14 protein-coding genes and 1 pseudogene are annotated in these 17896 nt (G+C 62.7%); 4 read left to right on the top strand and 11 right to left on the bottom strand.

Translation table 11 applies throughout. The annotated features are described in order from the left end of the window. The first annotated feature begins 102 nt into the window (after nt 1–102). From ACIPOO_RS17755 to ACIPOO_RS17745, 3 genes are all read left to right on the top strand, one after another. Nucleotides 103–645, top strand: coding sequence for a YaeQ family protein (locus tag ACIPOO_RS17755; RefSeq protein WP_274133775.1), 543 nt, complete (start codon nt 103–105; stop codon nt 643–645). A gap of 63 nt (nt 646–708) precedes the next feature. Then, nucleotides 709–2424: a single-stranded-DNA-specific exonuclease RecJ gene (recJ, locus tag ACIPOO_RS17750; RefSeq protein WP_400608741.1), complete on the top strand. Its 1716-nt coding sequence runs from the start codon at nt 709–711 to the stop codon at nt 2422–2424. Between the two features lie 94 nt (nt 2425–2518). Continuing rightward, entirely contained in the window at nt 2519–3625 is a 1107-nt protein-coding gene (locus ACIPOO_RS17745) for an NADH:flavin oxidoreductase/NADH oxidase (protein ID WP_274133773.1), read from the top strand. Between the two features lie 200 nt (nt 3626–3825). Here ACIPOO_RS17745 and ACIPOO_RS17740 read toward each other — a convergent pair. The 11 genes and pseudogenes from ACIPOO_RS17740 to ACIPOO_RS17690 all read right to left on the bottom strand — a co-directional run. Next, a pseudogene (locus ACIPOO_RS17740) lies at nt 3826–5334 on the bottom strand (response regulator); the annotation flags it as partial. 281 nt (nt 5335–5615) lie between these two features. Next, nucleotides 5616–5948, bottom strand: a complete 333-nt coding sequence (locus ACIPOO_RS17735) for a type II toxin-antitoxin system HicB family antitoxin (protein ID WP_274133771.1) — start codon at nt 5946–5948, stop codon at nt 5616–5618. After that, a complete protein-coding gene (locus tag ACIPOO_RS17730) occupies nt 5945–6199 on the bottom strand; it encodes a type II toxin-antitoxin system HicA family toxin (RefSeq protein ID WP_400608740.1) in 255 nt (84 codons plus the stop codon). The genes ACIPOO_RS17735 and ACIPOO_RS17730 overlap by 4 nt, the downstream gene beginning before the upstream one ends. Before the next feature lie 116 nt (nt 6200–6315). Continuing rightward, the gene (locus ACIPOO_RS17725; protein ID WP_274133769.1) at nt 6316–7794 is read right to left on the bottom strand and encodes an APC family permease; all 1479 of its coding nucleotides are present in this window, start codon (nt 7792–7794) and stop codon (nt 6316–6318) included. A 230-nt stretch (nt 7795–8024) separates the two neighbouring features. Beyond that, nucleotides 8025–9449, bottom strand: a complete 1425-nt coding sequence (locus tag ACIPOO_RS17720; RefSeq protein WP_400608739.1) for a gamma-aminobutyraldehyde dehydrogenase — start codon at nt 9447–9449, stop codon at nt 8025–8027. 151 nt (nt 9450–9600) lie between these two features. After that, the gene (locus ACIPOO_RS17715; protein ID WP_274133767.1) at nt 9601–10431 is read right to left on the bottom strand and encodes an ABC transporter permease; all 831 of its coding nucleotides are present in this window, start codon (nt 10429–10431) and stop codon (nt 9601–9603) included. Next, nucleotides 10421–11341: an ABC transporter permease gene (locus tag ACIPOO_RS17710; protein ID WP_400608933.1), complete on the bottom strand. Its 921-nt coding sequence runs from the start codon at nt 11339–11341 to the stop codon at nt 10421–10423. Before ACIPOO_RS17710 ends, ACIPOO_RS17715 begins: the two co-directional genes overlap by 11 nt. 31 nt (nt 11342–11372) lie before the next feature. Continuing rightward, a complete protein-coding gene (locus tag ACIPOO_RS17705; protein ID WP_400608738.1) occupies nt 11373–12410 on the bottom strand; it encodes an ABC transporter ATP-binding protein in 1038 nt (345 codons plus the stop codon). Nucleotides 12411–12613: 203 nt separating this feature from the next. Then, a complete protein-coding gene (ydcS, locus tag ACIPOO_RS17700) occupies nt 12614–13765 on the bottom strand; it encodes a putative ABC transporter substrate-binding protein YdcS (protein ID WP_400608737.1) in 1152 nt (383 codons plus the stop codon). Nucleotides 13766–13913: 148 nt separating this feature from the next. Then, the gene (locus ACIPOO_RS17695) at nt 13914–15374 is read right to left on the bottom strand and encodes a gamma-aminobutyraldehyde dehydrogenase (RefSeq protein WP_400608736.1); all 1461 of its coding nucleotides are present in this window, start codon (nt 15372–15374) and stop codon (nt 13914–13916) included. Nucleotides 15375–15580: 206 nt separating this feature from the next. Next, the gene (locus ACIPOO_RS17690; protein WP_274133762.1) at nt 15581–16495 is read right to left on the bottom strand and encodes a LysR substrate-binding domain-containing protein; all 915 of its coding nucleotides are present in this window, start codon (nt 16493–16495) and stop codon (nt 15581–15583) included. 178 nt (nt 16496–16673) lie between these two features. On the opposite strand from ACIPOO_RS17690, the gene ACIPOO_RS17685 reads away from it, so the two are divergent. Next, nucleotides 16674–17405, top strand: coding sequence for a tellurite resistance TerB family protein (locus ACIPOO_RS17685; RefSeq protein WP_400608735.1), 732 nt, complete (start codon nt 16674–16676; stop codon nt 17403–17405). Nucleotides 17406–17896: the final 491 nt, after the last annotated feature.

The raw sequence follows: 17896 nt of genomic DNA, 5'->3' as shown, positions 1-17896 counted from the left end.
CCGGCTATTTACACAGATCGGCTGGCAAGGTGCACGGTCCGGTCGTTCAATGGGCCGGCATCGGGTAGACTTGGCGCCTTTCCAGCCTTTAGAAGCCCGTTCATGGCCCAGCCGTCCACGACCTACAAATTCGAACTGAACCTCACCGACCTTGATCGCGGGGTGTACGAAAACGTCAAGCAGACCATCGCCCGCCATCCTTCCGAAACCGAAGAACGGATGGCCGTGCGCCTGCTGGCCTACGCGCTCTGGTACAACGAGCAGCTGTCGTTCGGCCGTGGTCTGTCGGAAGTCGATGAACCTGCATTGTGGGAAAAAAGCCTGGACGACCGTGTCCTGCACTGGATCGAAGTCGGCCAGCCGGACGTTGACCGTCTGACCTGGTGCTCGCGCCGCACCGAGCGCACCAGCCTGCTGGCCTACGGCAGCCTGCGCGTCTGGGAAGGCAAGGTGGTACCCGCCGCCAAGGCGCTGAAGAACGTCAACATCGCTGCGGTGCCGCAGGATGTGCTGGAAACCCTGGCCAAGGACATGCCCCGGGCGATCAAGTGGGACGTGATGATCAGCGAAGGCACGGTGTTCGTCACCGACGATCGCGGCCAGCATGAAGTGCAGTTGCAGTGGCTGGCAGGTGAGCGCGGCTGATCCGCTGCCTCAGCCTTCTGCCACACATCAAAAGCTCAAAAGAAGAACATCAGCGGAAACCGCATGCGCATCGAATCACGCCAGTTGCCCGACACCCTGCCATTTCTCGGCGACCTGCCACCCTTGCTGACTCGCCTGTACGCGGCGCGCGGCGTCGTTTCGCAGGATGAGCTGGACAAGGGGCTGGCGCGGCTGATTCCGTATCAGCAGCTCAAGGGCATCGATGCCGCCGTCGATCTGCTGGTGACGGCCTTGCAGCAGCGCCAGCGCATTCTCATCGTCGGCGATTTCGATGCCGACGGCGCCACGGCCAGTACCGTCGGCGTGCTGGGCCTGCGCCTGCTGGGCGCTGCTCATGTCGATTACCTGGTGCCCAACCGGTTCGAATATGGCTACGGCCTGACCCCGGAAATCGTCGGCGTGGCCCTCGAGCGCCAGCCTGATCTGCTGATGACCGTGGACAACGGCATTTCCAGCGTCGAAGGCGTTGCCGCTGCGAAGGCGGCGGGGCTGCAAGTGCTGGTGACCGATCACCACTTGCCGGGCCATGAACTGCCCGCCGCCGACGCCATCGTCAACCCGAACCAGCCCGGCTGCACCTTTCCGAGCAAGGCGCTGGCCGGCGTTGGCGTGATGTTCTACGTGCTGATGGCGCTGCGCGCGCGACTGCGGGAGCTCGGCTGGTTCGAGGCCAATGGCCGCGCCCAGCCGAATCTGGGCGAACTGCTGGACCTGGTGGCGCTGGGCAGCGTGGCCGACGTCGTACCGCTGGACGCCAACAACCGCATCCTGGTGCATCAGGGGCTGATGCGTATTCGCGCCGGTCGCGCACGGCCTGGCTTGCGCGCGATCCTGGAAGTTGCCCGCCGCGAAGCGTCGCGCATCACCTCGACCGACCTTGGGTTCATCCTCGGCCCGCGGCTGAACGCTGCCGGGCGTCTGGACGACATGAGCCTGGGCATCGAATGCCTGCTCTGCGAGGACGAAACCCTGGCCCGGGAAATGGCCGTACAACTGGATGAGTTGAACCAGGACCGCAAATCCATCGAGCAGGGCATGCAGCGTGAAGCGCTAGCCCAGCTCAAGGATCTGCCGGTGGAATCGATGCCGTTCGGCCTGTGCCTGTTCGAGGCCGAGTGGCACCAGGGTGTGATCGGGATTCTGGCCTCGCGCCTCAAAGAGCGCTATCACCGCCCAACCATCGCTTTCGCCAGTGCCGGGGAGGGCGTATTGAAAGGCTCCGCGCGCTCGGTGCCGGGCTTTCACATTCGCGACGCGCTGGACGCCGTGGCGGCCAAGCATCCTGAGTTGATCAGCAAGTTTGGTGGCCACGCTATGGCGGCCGGGCTGTCGCTGCCCGAGGAAAACTTCCCGGCATTCTGCGATGCCTTCGATGCCGAAGTGCGTCGTCAGCTCACCGAAGAGGACCTGACCGGCCGGCTGCTGTCTGACGGCACGCTGGCCGTCGAGGAGTTCCACCTGGAACTGGCCCGCGCCCTGCGCAATGCCGGTCCCTGGGGCCAGCATTTCCCTGAGCCGCTGTTCCATGGCGTGTTCCAGCTGGTGGAGCAGCGCATCGTTGGCGAACGGCATTTGAAGATGGTGCTCAAGACCGAATGTGGCACGGTGAAGCTCGATGGCATCGCGTTCAGCATCGACCGTGACGTATGGCCTAACCCGGGCATTCGCTGGGTCGAGCTGGCCTACAAGCTGGACCTGAACGAGTTTCGTGGCAACGAGACGGTGCAATTGATGGTGGCGCATATCTCGCCGCGCTGAATCAGGGACCAGGAACCCCACTTCTCTCAGGTTGTCGACTAGGCTCAAGGTTCAGAACGAGAAGGAACCTTAGACTCGACCCTGAGAGGTGCCCATGAGCCTGTTGCTTGAACCCTACACCCTTCGCCAACTGACCCTGCGCAATCGCATCGTGGTTTCGCCGATGTGCCAGTACTGCTGCGCCGACGGTCTGGCCAATGACTGGCATCTGGTCCACCTTGGCAGTCGTGCCGTGGGCGGTGCCGGCCTGATTTTCACCGAAGCCGCTGCCGTGACGCGCGATGGCCGCATCACCCCGGAAGACCTGGGGATCTGGAACGACGAGCAGATCGCCCCACTGCAACGCATTACTCGATTCATCACTGCCCAAGGCGCGGTGGCGGGCATTCAACTGGCCCACGCCGGGCGCAAGGCCAGCACCTTCCGCCCCTGGTTGGGCAAGCACGGCAGCATCAAGGCCGATGAAGGTGGCTGGACGCCTTGGGGGCCCTCGAAGATCGCCTTCGATCCCCAGCACACGCCGCCCACGCCGCTGGACGAGTCGCAGATCCAGAAGGTCATCCAGGCCTTCGTCGATGCCGCCAAACGGTCGCTGGAGGCAGGGTTCTCGGTGGTGGAAGTCCATGCCGCCCATGGATACCTGTTGCACCAGTTCCTGTCGCCGTTGAGCAATCAGCGCCAGGACCGTTATGGCGGCTCGTTCGAGAACCGCATTCGTCTGACCCTGGAAGTGTCCGAAGCCGTGCGTAACGTCTGGCCGCAGGAGTTGCCGGTGTTCGTGCGCGTGTCGGCGACCGACTGGGTCGAGGATGGCTGGAATCCCGATGAAACCGTGGAGCTGGCCAAGCGGTTGAAAGCGCTGGGGGTGGACTTGATCGATGTGTCTTCGGGCGGGACCGCGGCCAATGCCGAGATACCTGTGGGGCCGGGCTACCAGACCGAGTTCGCCGGGCGTGTGCGCCGCGAGTCGGGCATCGCCACGGGGACGGTGGGTATGATTACCGAACCCTTCCAGGCCGACACCATCCTGCGCACGGGGCAGGCCGACCTGATCCTGCTGGCCCGCGAGCTGCTGCGTGACCCGTACTGGCCCCTACACGCCGACGACGACCTGGGCGGTCGCAACGCCGTATGGCCGGCGCAATACCAACGCGCAACCCACCGCGACCAACCGATCCACGAGTCGGATTTGCGCGATTGAAGAGCGCTCAGGACAGTGGGCGAAACTAACGACTGTGGGAGCGGGCTCGCCCGCGAAAGCGGTGGGTCATGCAGCGATGATGGCGGCTGACCCCAAGTATTCGCTGGCAAGCCAGCTCCCACAAAGGAGGCGCGTGGTCATGTCATTCGGGACGAACCCGTAGCAGCACGGCTTGCCGGCGGGGGCGGCCTCAAGACCGGTCACCCTTCAAGCAACCCCTTCACCCGCTCGCTGAGCACCGGAATCGAAAAGGGTTTGGTCAGCACGTGCATCCCCGGCTCAAGCCGTCCCTTCCCCAGTGCGGCGTTTTCCGCATAACCGGTCACGAACAACACCTTGAGCCCGGGTCGCAATGCCCGCGCCGCGTCGGCCAACTGCCGGCCATTCATGCCACCGGGCAGGCCGACATCCGAGACCAGCAGGTCAATGTGCTGGCGCGATTGCAGGATGGTCAGTGCACCTGGGCCAGTGTCCGCCTCAAGCACTGTGTAGCCCTGATCGGTCAGCGTTTCGATCATCAATGCACGCACCGAGGGTTCGTCATCGACCACCAGCAGCGTCTCGCCGCCACTGGTGTGTGTCAGCGGATCAAGGTGTGCATGAGGTTCAGCGCTCACCGCGGCCACCTCGGTGTAGGCCGGCAGATAGATGCAGACCCGCGAGCCGCACCCCGGCACCGAATGGATATGCACGCCACCGCCGGACTGGCGGGCAAAGCCGTAGGTCATCGAAAGCCCCAGCCCCGTGCCCATGCCAATGGGTTTGGTGGTGAAAAACGGGTCGAAAGCGCGCTTGACCACCTCTTGGGTCATGCCGCATCCGTTGTCGCTGACACACAGCATCACATAACGCCCGGCAGGCAGCTCCAGCTCGGCGGCCTGTAGCGGGTCGAGCTGCGTGTTGCAGGTTTCGATCAACACCTGGCCACCCTCGGGCATGGCGTCGCGGGCGTTGAGGCACAGGTTGAGCAGGGAGTTTTCCAGCTGATGCAGATCGACCAGCGTTGGCCACAGCCCTGGCGTGCCGATGATGTCCATGGCAATGGAAGGTCCGACCGTACGCCTGATCAGTTCAGCCATCCCGTCGACCAGATCATCGACATCGACAGGTTGCGGATCCAGCGTCTGCCTGCGTGAAAATGCCAGCAGGCGATGGGTCAACGCAGCGGCCCGGCGTGAGCCTTCCAGGGCCGAGTCGATGTAGCGCGCAAGGTTCTCGGTCCGCCCTTTGGCGACACGGCCTTTGAGCAATTCGATATTGCCGCTGATGCCCATCAGCAGGTTGTTGAAGTCATGGGCCAGCCCACCGGTCAGTTGTCCGACCGCTTCCATTTTCTGCGATTGGCGCAACGCATCTTCGGCGGCGCGCAGGGCAGCCGATCGCTCTTTTTCGGCGCTCATGTCCTTGCCCAGGGCGAAGATCAGGCCGTGGTCGGGCGCTGCGGTCCAGCCGATCCAGCGGTAGGAACCGTCCTTGTGCCGGTAGCGATTCTCGAACAATGGCAGAACGCCGCTGGTGGCCTGGGTCAGCGCTGACTCGGTGGCGTGCACGTCGTCCGGATGAGCCAGGCTCGTGACATGAGTGCCGACCAGTTCGTGGGATTGGTAACCCAGGACCGTCGTCCAGGCAGGACTGACCCGTAGGAACAAGCCATTGGGATCGACCATCGCCAGTAAGTCCGGAGAAATCTCCCACAGGCAACTCAGCTCTGCGCTCAAGTCGATCTGCCTGAGCGTGAGACCAGCCTGACTGTCACCTGCGGGGAAGCGGGGGTATCTGGTCAACGGACAGGCTCCAGTCAGAAGAAATCAGTATACGGAGCCGGATCGAAAGAGTCCCTGCCATTCATATCCAATTGAATGGTTGTTGGATGAGGCTTTAAGCGATTTGGCCATCATATGAGTGCCAGAAAACCCCTGCCCATCCAAAGCAGCGCATTCACTGTTGACCATGGGAACGTTCAGGGGTTGCGGGTGATATCAAATTAAAATCAGGTTTGCGTCGCGTGACAGAGCAAATCGCTGACCCACTGATTGATGCTTTTGTGAGCAAGCTCAGCCTTGCACGCGACGCTTGCGTGAAGCGCGGGCTCCAGGCGCAGGCTCAATTTCCCGGAATAGGTTTTTTGTGGTGCGCGGCCCAGCTTCGCACAAGTATCGAGATAATCGTCGACCGCTTCTTCGAAGGCTGCCCGCAGCTCATGGACGGACTCACCGTGAAAACCGATGACATCGCGGACGCCGGCAACGTGTCCCACGAACAGACCATCTTCGTCGCTGTAGTTGATTCGGGCTGCGTATCCCTTGTAATTCATGATGTTCATGGGGTAACTCCTGCTTGCTCCAGGAACGTTCGCGCATCACGAATCTGATACGGTTTGGCTTCCTTGTCTGGGTGAGGGCGGTGGAATGTGGCCACCACCCCGTTGAGTTCGAATCGAACCCTGGAACCATTTCCTTCGATGCTTCTTGCGCCCAGTGCATGGGACAGAGCCTCGATTCGGCTCCATTCCAGCGTGCTGGGAACAGGCCTGGAAAAGATGATTTTTAAGGTCTTGGCTTGTCTGGTATTCATGGTATCAAAATATGATACCGCCGGATTATAACCAAGGGTCGGTTTGTAGGAAAAGGGGACGTGAGATGTGTCTCACGTCCGAATTTGTCCTCGCGTTGTTCAAGCAGGCACTTATGTCACCTCCCGCTCTTCCACGCATCCCCGGCTGGCGCAGTCCCGTGGTCATACGGCCGGCCGATCCACATGTAGATCAGCCCCAGGGCGATGACGATCACGGTGGTCAGCACCATCGAGTAATTGATGTACCACGCCGCATCCGGGGTGCGCGGCCAGGCCATGTTGATGATCGCCAGCACGCCGTAGATCAGCGCGCCGAGGTTCACCGGCAGGCCCCATTTGCCCATGCTGAACTGGCCACTCGGGACCCAGCCGCGCATGCGGGCGAAGAGGGCGGCGAGGACGATCATCTGGAACGCGAGGTAGATGCCGATGGCCGCGAAGCTGACGATGGTGGCGACGGCGTCCTGCAGCACGAAGCCCATGCAGATGATGATCGCGGGCAGCACGCCGGAGACGAACAGCGCAGCGACCGGCACCTGGGTGTTGGGCGAGATGCGTTTGAGCAGGTGGCTGCCGATGATCATTTCATCCCGGGCGTAGGCGTACAGCAACCGGCTGGCGGCGGCTTGCAGGCTGATGACGCAGGAGATGAACGAGACCATGACGATCGCCATCACCACTTTGGAGCCGGTCACGCCGAAGGCATTGCTGAGGATGGTGGTGACCGGGTCCTTGTCGGTGCCGTTGATGACGGCGTTCATGTCCGGCACGGCGAGGATCAGCGCCAGGCAGGCGAACATCGCGGCGGCGCCGCCGATCCAGATGGTCATGCGCATGGCGCGCGGGATCTGTTTGCTCGGGTTGGGCGTTTCTTCGGCGACGTCGCCACAGGCTTCGAAGCCGTAATAAAGGAACATCCCGGCCAGGGAGGCGGTGAGGAAGGCCGGCAGGTAAGAGCCGTCGATGCGGATATCGAAGGTGTTGAAGAACACGCTCAGCGGCTGATGACGCTCGAAGATCAGCAGGTAGCCGCCCACCAGCACCGCACCGATCAGCTCGCAGAGAAAGCCGAACATGGCGATGCGCGACAGTACCTTGGTGCCGCTCAGGTTGACCAGCGTGGCGAACAGCGTCAGCACCAGAGCGATGACGATGTTGGTGTTGGCGCTCGGTTCGAAGCCCATCATGGCCGCCAGGTAGGGACCTGCACCCACCGCCACGGCGGCGATGGTCACGCACAGGGCAATGGAGTAGATCCAGCCGACCATCCACGCCCAGCGCTTGCCCACCAGGCGCCGTGCCCAAGGGTATACGCCGCCGGAGATGGGGAATTGCGAGACCACTTCGCCGAACACCAGGCACACCAGCATCTGGCCGATGCCCACCAGCAGATAGGCCCAGAACATCGGCGGCCCGCCTGCGGCCAGGCACAGTCCGAACAGGGTGTAGACGCCGACGACCGGCGACAGGTAGGTAAAGCCCAGCGCGAAGTTTTCCCATAGGGTCATGCTGCGGTTGAAGTTGGAGGTGTAGCCCAGTTTTCTCAGTTGCTCGGCGTCGTGGTCGGCGGCCGGTGGAACAGGGACGCTGCTCATGGTGTTTCTCCAGAAAATCGGCAGATTTTGGATGGCCGAACCCGTGGCTGTGCCGCAAGGGCCAGCCAGGATCGGTAGTTATTGTTTTAAAGCCGTTGCCGGTAGCGCGAATGATCGTTGGAATTCGTTGCCGTGTAGGAGCGCGCTTGCCCGCGATTGCGGTACGTCTGCACCTGATGTGTTGAGTGACACACTGCCATCGCGGGCAAGCGCGCTCCTACAAGGGTTTATCAGTGCTTGAACATCACATGCCGCACCGTGGTGTAATCCTCCAGCCCATACATCGACATGTCCTTCCCATAACCAGACAGCTTCTGCCCGCCGTGGGGCATTTCGCTGACCAGCATGAAGTGGGTGTTCACCCAGGTGCAGCCGTACTGCAGGCGCGCAGACAGCCGGTGGGCTCGGCCCACGTCCTGGGTCCAGACGGACGACGCCAGGCCGTAATCCGAATCATTGGCCCAGCCCAGCACCTGTGCTTCATCGTCGAACCGGGTGACCGATACCACCGGCCCGAACACTTCGCGGCGCACGATCTCGTCGTCCTGCTGCACATCGGCAATCACCGTTGGCTGGAAGAAGAAACCGTTGCCCTCGATGGCCTTGCCACCGGTTACCAGGCGGGTGTGGGATTGCGCCACGGCGCGCTCGACGAAGCCGGTCACGCGGTCGCGATGTTGCGCGGTGATGAGTGGGCCGAGTTCGGTTTCCGGGTCATCCTGCTGGCCGACCTTGATGGTGCTGACCGCCTCGCCGAGCTTCTCGACGAACTTCTCGTAGATGCCCTTCTGCGCGTAAATGCGGCAGGCTGCGGTGCAGTCCTGGCCTGCGTTGTAGAAGCCGAAGGTACGAATGCCCTCGACCGCCGCGTCGATGTCGGCGTCGTCGAAGATGATCACCGGGGCCTTGCCGCCCAGCTCCATGTGCATGCGTTTGACGCTGTCGGCGGTGCTGGAAATGATGTGCGAGCCGGTGGCGATGGAGCCGGTCAGCGACACCATGCGCACCTTGGGGTGAGTGACCAGCGGATTGCCGACAGTCTGGCCGCGGCCGAACACCAGGTTGAGCACGCCAGCGGGGAAGATGTCGTTGGCCAGCTCCACCAGGCGCAGCGCGGTGAGCGGGGTCTGCTCGGACGGTTTCAATACCACGGTATTGCCGGCAGCCAGGGCCGGGGCGATCTTCCAGGCCACCATCATCAGCGGGTAGTTCCAGGGTGCGATGGAGGCGATCACACCCACCGGGTCGCGACGAATCATCGAGGTGTGGCCGGGCAAGTATTCGCCTGCTGCCGAGCCGCCCATGCAGCGGCTGGCCCCGGCGAAGAAGCGGAACACATCGACAATCGCCGGCAGCTCATCGTTCAGCGCGGCGTGGTAAGGCTTGCCGCAGTTGTCCGACTCAAGGCGCGCCAGTTCTTCGGCATTGGCGTCGATGGCGTCGGCCAGTTTGAGCAACAGCAGCGAGCGGTCTTTCGGCGCGGTCTGCGACCAGCTTTCGAACGCGGCATCGGCGGCGCGCACGGCGGTGTCGACCTGGCCTTCGGTGGCCTCGTTGATTTCCACCAGCACCCGGCCCAGCGCGGGGTTGAACACCGGTTGCGCGGGACCTTCACCGGCGACCAGATGGCCGTTGATCAGCAGTTTGGTTTGCATGGGTTTTGTCCTCTCCAGACGCATTGTTGTGTTCCTGTGGGAGCGAGCTTGCTCGCGAAGGCAATCTGCCGGCCGGCATATGCGTTGGATCTGCCGGCCTCTTCGCGAGCAAGCTCGCTCCCACAGGGGATGTTTGTTGTCCGCAGCTACGTCATTTCCCGCCACTGCCGGCCACGCTTTCGCCGCCGCGGGTCAGGTAATAGGCGCCGAGAATCGGCAGCATGGTCACGGTCATTACCAGCATCGCGACGACGTTGGTCACCGGTACGTCGCGAGGGCGGCTGAGCTGGTTGAGCAGCCAGATCGGCAGGGTGCGTTCATGCCCTGCGGTAAAGGTGGTGACGATGATTTCGTCGAACGACAGCGCGAACGCCAGCATGCCGCCGGCCAGCAGCGCCGAACCCAGGTTGGGCATGATGATGTAGCGGAAGGTTTGCCAGCCGTCGGCCCCCAGGTCCATCGACGCCTCGATCAGGCTGTGGGACGTTCGGCGCAGGCGGGCGATGACGTTGTTGTAGACGATCACCACGCAGAAGGTCGCGTGGCCGACGATGATGGTGAACATCCCGGGTTCGATGCCCAGCGTCTTGAACGCCGACAACAGCGCAAGCCCCGTGATGATGCCGGGCAGGGCGATGGGCAGGATCAGCATCAGCGAGATGCCGTCCTTGCCGAAGAAGTCCCGGCGATACAACGCCGCCGACGCCAGGGTGCCCAGCACCAGGGCGATCAGCGTGGCGACGCAGGCGATCTGCAGCGACAGCTTGATCGACTCCAGCACATCGGGCCGCGAGAACGCCACGCTGAACCACTTCAAGGTAAACCCTTGAGGCGGGAAGCTGAAGGCTGCGTCCTCGGTGTTGAAGGCGTACAGGAAGATGATCAGGATCGGGAAGTGCAGGAACACCAGCCCGCCCCAGGCGGCGATTTTCAGGCCCCATGAGGCCTGATCGCCTTGTTTGATAACCGGCTTAGAGCGCATCGAAAGCTCCCAGTCGCTTGACGATGGACAGGTAAATGGCGATCAGCACAATCGGCACCAGCGTGAAGGCTGCGGCCATGGGCATGTTGCCGATGGCGCCTTGCTGGGCGTAGACCATGCTACCTATGAAGTAGCCGGGCGGGCCGATCAGTTGCGGCACGATGAAGTCGCCCAGGGTCAGCGAAAAGGTGAAGATCGAACCTGCGGCAATGCCCGGCACCGACAGCGGCAGGATCACCTGCATGAAGGTCTGCCGGGGTTTGGCGCCCAGGTCCGCCGAGGCTTGCAGCAGCGAGGGCGGCAGGCGTTCGAGGGAGGCCTGGATCGGCAAGATCATGAACGGCAGCCAGATGTAGACGAACACCAGAAACCGCCCCAGATGCGAGGTCGACAAGGTGCTTCCGCCCACGCCGGGAATCCCCAGGATCACCTGCAACACCGGCTCCAGCCCCAAGTGCTGGACGAACCACTGCGCCACGCCGCCCTTGGCCAGCAGCAGCGTCCAGGCGTAGGCCTTGACGATGTAACTGGCCCACATCGGCATCATCACCGCGATGTAGAAAAACGCCTTGGTCTTGCCCGTGGTGTAGCGCGCCATGTAGTAGGCGATGGGAAAGGCGACGATGGCGCTGGCGATGGACACGGCGATGGCCATGCTCAGCGTGCGCTGGATCACGTCGAAGTTCGACGGGTTGAACAGCGCGCCGAAGTTGACCAGCGTCAGGTCCGGGGTGACCGTCATGCTGAAGTCGTCGAAGGTGTAGAAACCTTGCCACAGCAGGGTCAGCAGCGAGCCGAGGTAGATCGCGCCGAACCACAGCAGCGGCGGAATCAGCAGCAGCGACAGGTACAGGTTGGGCCGTCGGTACAGCAGGCTGGAGAAGCGCCGCATGGGCGATTGCCCTGGCATCGGCGCTGAATGGGTGAGTGTCTGGCTCATCTCACTGGGCCTCGGCAACGGTGTCATGCAGCGGGATCATCGCCTCGCGGGCCCAGCGTGCGGTGACGCGCTGGCCGGGCTGGTGCTGCGCGCTGGTGTCCAGCCACTGGGTGTTGGCCTGGCTGACGCTCAGGGTCTGGCCGTTGTCCAGTTTCAGCTCGTAGCGGGTGGCGCTGCCCTGATACTGAATGTCGTGGAGCAGGCCGCTGACTTCGATCTCGTGACTGCCCACAGGGCCATCGGCGAAGCGGATGTGCTCGGGACGAATCGAGAACGCGTTGGGTTTGCCACTCAGGTGTTGCGCCAGTTCGCCGCGCAGCACGTTGGAGGTGCCGACGAACTCGGCGACGAAAGTGGTGGCCGGCTTCATGTACAGGTTGCGCGGGGTATCGACCTGCTCGATGCGGCCCTTGTTGAACACCGCCACGCGGTCGGACATCGACAGCGCTTCGGTCTGGTCGTGGGTGACGAAGATGAAGGTGATGCCCAGTTGGCGCTGAAGCTTTTTCAGCTCGCTCTGCATCTGCTCGCGCAGCTTCAGATCAAGGGCGCCGAGGGGTTCGTCCAGCAGCAACACACGCGGGCGATTGACCAGTGCGCGGGCCAGGGCCACACGCTGGCGCTGGCCGCCCGAAAGTTGCACCGGCTTGCGATCGCCGTAGCCGCCGAGCGCCACCATGCTCAAGGCTTCTTCGGCGCGGGCCAGGCGTTCACTTTTGCCCACGCCTTTGACCTTGAGGCCGTAGGCGACGTTGTCGCGCACGTTCATGTGGGGGAACAGCGCGTAGTCCTGAAACACCGTGTTGACGTCTCGCTCGTAGGGCGGCAGCCCTGCGGCTTCCTCGCCGTGAATGCGGATCGAGCCTGCACTGGGCTGCTCGAAGCCTGCGATCAGGCGCAGGCAGGTGGTCTTGCCCGAGCCCGAGGGGCCGAGCATGGAAAAGAACTCGCCGTCCTTGATATCGATGGAAACCCGGTCAACGGCCTTCACTTCGCCGAACTGACGGGAAACGTGGGTGAACTGGACTGCAAGGGTCATGGTGAAACTCCAATTGGCCCTCGTGGGAGCGGATCGATCCGCGAAAGGGCCGGTACCGGCGGTGTAGGTGTGACGAGAGGGCGCCGAACTTTGTAGGAGCGCGCTTGCCCGCGACGACGGTGTGTCATGCACCATCAACGTCTCAGACAGATCGCTGTCGCGGGCAAGCGCGCTCCTACAGGCGTTACGCTGTAAGTCGGGGGTTAACGCCCGCCCATGATCGCGATGTAATCCTGGGTCCAGCGGCTGTACGGCACGTATTTGCCGCCCTGGGCCTCGGGGGTTTTCCAGAAGGCGATCTTGTCGAACAGGTCGAAGCCGTTGGTGGCGCAACCTTCGGCGCCCAGCAGTTCACTGCCCTTGCACGCCGCGGGCACCACCGGCAGCGAGCCGAACCAGGCGGCTACGTCGCCCTGGACCTTGGGTTGCAGCGACCAGTCCATCCACTTGTAGGCGCAGTTCGGGTGCTTGGCGTCGGCGTGCAGCATGGTGGTGTCGGCCCAGCCAGTGGCGCCTTCCTGCGGGATGGTCGAGGCCACAGGCTGCTTGTCGGCCACCAGGCCGTTGACCATGTAGCCCCAGGAGCTGGACGCGGCGACGCCTTCGTTTTTCACGTCGCTCATCTGTACCGTCGCGTCATGCCAGTAGCGGTGCACCAGCGGGTGCTGGGCGCGCAACAGGTCGAGCACGGCCTTGTACTGGGTTTCGGTGAGCTGGTAGGGATCTTCGATCTTCAGTTCCGGCTTGGCGGATTTCAGATACAGCGCAGCGTCGGCGATGTAGATCGGGCCGTCGTAGGCCTGCACGCGGCCTTTGTTCGGCTTGCCGTCCGGCAGGTTCTGCGGCTCGAACACCACGCTCCAGCTCACTGGCGGCGTCTTGAACACATTGGTGTTGTACATCAGCACGTTCGGGCCCCACTGGTAGGGCGTGCCGTAGGTTTGCTTGTTGACGGTGTACCACGGCCCGTCCTTCAGGCGCGGATCCAGGCTCTTCCAGTTGGGGATCAGGTCGGTGTTGATCGGCTGCACCCGCTTGCCTGCCACCAGGCGCAGCGAAGCATCGCCGGATGCCGTCACCAGGTCATAACCGCCCTTGGTCATCAGGCTGACCATCTCGTCCGAGGTGGCAGCGGTCTTGACGTTGACCTTGCAGCCGGTCTCCTTCTCGAAGCCGGTGACCCAGTCATAGGCCTTGTCGCTCTCGCCGCGCTCGATGTAGCCCGGCCACGCGACGATATCCAGCTGGCCTTCGCCGTCGCCGACAGCCTTGAGCGCTTCGGCCGCTTGCAGCGTGCCGCTGGCGAACAGCGCAGTGATGATGGCGCTCAGGAGCGCGGTCTTGTGTACTGACATGGTGCTTCCCCTCGTTTATTTATGTTCTTGGGCAGAGAGACATCAGTTGCGAGCTTCAAGCGGCAAGAGGTCGTCACTCATGCCCTTTACTTGTAGCTGGAAGATCGCAGGTACAGCTGTTCTTATTGCTTTACTTGAAGCTTGCCGCTTACAGCTCGTAGCTGCTCCTGGCCATGATGTGGCGCACCACGCTGTAGTCCTGAAGCGAATCACTGGACAGATCTTTCCCGTACCCCGAGCGCTTCAAGCCGCCGTGGGGCATTTCGCTGACCAGCATGAAATGGCTGTTGATCCAGGTGCAGCCGTATTGCAGACGCGCCGCAACCTGCATGGCCTTGTCCAGATTCTGGGTCCAGATCGAGGAGGCCAGGCCGTATTCGGAGTCGTTGGCCCAGTCCACGGCCTGGGAGAGTTCGTCAAAGCGGGTCACGGTCACCACCGGGCCGAACACTTCGCGCTGGACGATCTCGTCGCCCTGTTTGCAGCCTGCGAGCAGGGTCGGCTGATAGAAAAAGCCCGGACCTGAATGCACGGCGGCGCCGGTGATGCGTTCGATGTGTGGCTGGCTCAGGGCGCGCTCGACGAAGCTGGCCACGCGGTCGCGTTGACGGGGGCTGATCAGTGGCCCGATTTCGTTATCGGCGTCGCGTTTACTGGCAAAGCGCAGGCTGCTGACGGCGGCGCCGAGTTCGGCCACCAGCTTGTCGTGGATCCCGGCCTGGGCGTAGATGCGACAGGCGGCGGTGCAATCCTGGCCTGCGTTGTAGTAGCCGTAGGTGCGCACGCCTTCGACCACTGCGGCGATGTCGGCGTCATTGCAGACGATCACCGGCGCCTTGCCGCCCAGTTCCAGGTGAGTACGCTTGAGGGTCTTGGCAGCGGCCTGGAGGATTTTCTGGCCCGTGACGATATCGCCGGTCAGCGACACCATGCGCACTTTCGGATGGCTGACCAGGTGGCTGCCGACCCCTTCGCCGCCACCGCAGACAATATTGATCACGCCGTTGGGCAACAGGTCTGCGAACACCGGGGCCAGCGCGAGGATCGACAGCGGCGTGTGCTCCGATGGCTTGAACACCAGGGTGTTGCCCGCCGCCAGCGCCGGGGCGATTTTCCAGGCGGCCATCATGATCGGGTAGTTCCACGGTGCGATGGACGCAACGACACCAATCGGGTCGCGGCGCACCATGCTGGTGTAGCCCGGCACGTATTCACCGGACAACTGTCCTGTCTGGCAGCGCACGGCACCGGCAAAGAAGCGAAACACATCGACGGTGGCGCTCAGGTCATCCTGACGCGCCAGGTGCAGCGGCTTGCCGCAGTTCAGCGATTCCAGGCGGGCGAGGTGGTCGGCGTGTTTTTCGATGGCGTCGGCGATGCCGAGCAGAATGTTGGAGCGTTGTTGCGGGGTGGTCCGGGACCAGCCGATGAACGCGCGGTTGGCGGCCAAGATCGCGCTTTCTACCTGCTCGATGCTGGCTTCGGCGATATGAACCAGCACCTCGCCGGTGGCCGGATTGACGATCGGCTCGACAAACCCCTGGCCCGCGACCAGTTCACCGTCGATCAACAGCGAGGTGAAGATTTGTGGGGTTGCAGTGCCAGCCATTGTTCGAGCGTCCTTGTGTCAGTGTCCGATCCGATGAAACGGTCGTTGATGCCAACGTCGTCGCGGGCAAGCGCGCTCCTACAATTGATCACATTCCCCTGTAGGAGCGCGCTTGCCCGCGACGAAGATGGAACTGTTTCCAAGCCTCAGAGCCTAGTGCCACATAAAGCGCTCGACAAATTCTAAATAAAGAATGCAGCGTTCGATTAAATCGATGGCCTGCGTCCGGGATGCGGCTGTTCCCGGGCCACGCTCAAGAAGGGATCGACCAGCGAAGGCCGTGCCGTGCCCCGGCGCCAGGCCAGACCCACGTCCAGCGTCTGGGTCAGGTCGGCAATCGGGCGCGCCTCGATGATGTCGCCTTCCAGCGACCAGGGCCGGTAGGTCATGTCCGGCTGGATCGAGACGCCAAGCCCTGCGGCCACCAGGCTGCGCACCGCCTCGGTGGACGCGGTGCGCAGCGTTACCTTCGGCTGCAACCCGGCGCGGGACCAGATGCGTTGGGCGTTGACCCCCATCTCGTCGACGTTGAGCTGAATCAGCGGCTCGCACGCCACGTCGCTCAGGTTGATGTTGTCGTGCTCAAGCAGCGGATGCTGCGCCGGGAGCCACAACCGGTGCGGGGAGTGGGTCAGCACTTCTGTCTGCAGCGCGTGGCGGTCTTCGAGGTTGGACAGGATCAGCACCCCGACATCGATCTCGCCGCTGACCAGCAAATGCTCGATGTATGGGCGTTCGTCCTCCATGACGCGGATGTCGACATTGGGGTAGGCGCGCTGAAAGCGGATCAACAGGTCCGCCAGATAATAACCGGCTACCAGGCTGGTCACCCCGATGATGAGTTGCCCGGCCACCTGTTCGGCGCCTTGTTGCAGGCTGCGCTTGGCGTTTTCCACGGTGGCGAGAATCAGATGCGCTTGCCGCAGGAACTGGTGCCCCTGATGGGTCAGGGTCATGCCCTTGGCGTGGCGGCTGAACAGGCTGACGCCGATGTCCTCTTCCAGTTGCTGAATGGCCAGGGTCAACGTGGACTGGGAAATGAACACCGCCTGGGCCGCAGCGGAAATCGATCCGGTCTCGGCCACGGCGATGAAGTGACGGATCTGGCGCAGCGTCATCATGAAAAGGGTCGCTCGCTTGGTTTTTTTGATTTTGTCGAGTGTATATCGTTTTTTTAGAAAGGCTGCCAGCGGCCTGGAATACCGCCGCAACATCTGGAAGCACTCCCGAAAACCGGGCCTGACGACTTCGCCTTAACCTGCGAGTCGAATGGTCTGTTCCGTTATCACGAGGTTTTCCATGAATACGCGCGGCTTGCTCGATCAGTTGTTGAAATCCGGCCAGGACCTGCTGCAAAGCAAGGCTGGCGGCCAAGGCAGAAGCGTTCAGGGCAGCGGCGGGCAGGGCGGCCTGGGTGACTTGCTCGGCAAGGTCGCTGGCGGTAATGCAGGCGGGTTTCTGTCCGGGGCCGGAGGCGGCGCGCTGGCGGCCGGGGCCATGGGTTTGCTGCTGGGCAACAAGAAAGCGCGCAAGATCGGCGGCAAGGCGCTGACCTACGGCGGCCTGGCCGCGCTGGGAGTGCTGGCCTACAAGGCCTATGACAACTGGCAGGCCAACCAGGGCGCTGCGAGTGCCGCCGAACCGCAAACCGTCGACCGCGTTCCGCCCGCTCAGGTCGAGCAGCACAGCGAAGCGATCCTCAAGGCGCTGGTGGCGGCGGCCAAGGCCGATGGGCATGTGGATGACAATGAGCGGCAGTTGATCGAGGGCGAATTCACCCGCCTGACCGGCGATCCACAGTTGCAGCACTGGCTCCACGCCGAGCTGAACAAACCGCTGGACCCCGCCGACGTCGCCCGCGCCGCCCAGACCCCGGAAATCGCCGCCGAGATGTACCTGGCCAGTGTGATGATGGTCGATGAGGAGCACTTCATGGAGCGCGCATACCTGGATGAATTGGCCCGCCAACTGAAGCTTGAACCGAGCCTCAAGGCCGAGCTGGAAAATCAGGTCCGCCAAGCCCAACAATAACAAGCGCGAAGCGCTCAATTTTTGCTTTTGCTTTTGCTTTTGCTTTTGCTCTTCTTACGCGCAAGTCCAGTCACCGCCAAACGCGACGTCAAGGCGCCAGGCCGAACGCAGGTGTCGCGCAGTGGGTTGAGCGGCAGGAAGCCGCGAAAGCCGTGCAGGCCATGGATGGCCCATCACGGCGGACCCACGGAGCGGCGCCGGAGTGCGGGAACCGAGACGAAGTCGCGGCCCAGCCTGTCGCAAATGGTTTGGTTACTTTGCCGAAACAAAGTGACCCGCCGTAAGGGCGGAAAGGGGATTCAGAGTCAACATCACAACCGGATATGCTCACCGAATTCTAAACCACCGTGACGCTCGCATTCGGGACATATCCATTGTCGTGTTGGCTGGGCTTATGGGTTTCGCCCCTTACGGGCGACCTACTTTCTTTCGGGAAAGTAGGCAAACCATTTGCTCCTGGCTGGGGTCCTCCTTCGTCGGACTTCCCTCGA

This window comes from Pseudomonas sp. NPDC090201, assembly GCF_044746825.1.
Classification (GTDB): domain Bacteria; phylum Pseudomonadota; class Gammaproteobacteria; order Pseudomonadales; family Pseudomonadaceae; genus Aquipseudomonas; species Aquipseudomonas putida_AD.
The sequence above is the reverse complement of the archived record's forward strand: the minus strand, read 5'-3'. Positions and strand labels throughout refer to the sequence as shown.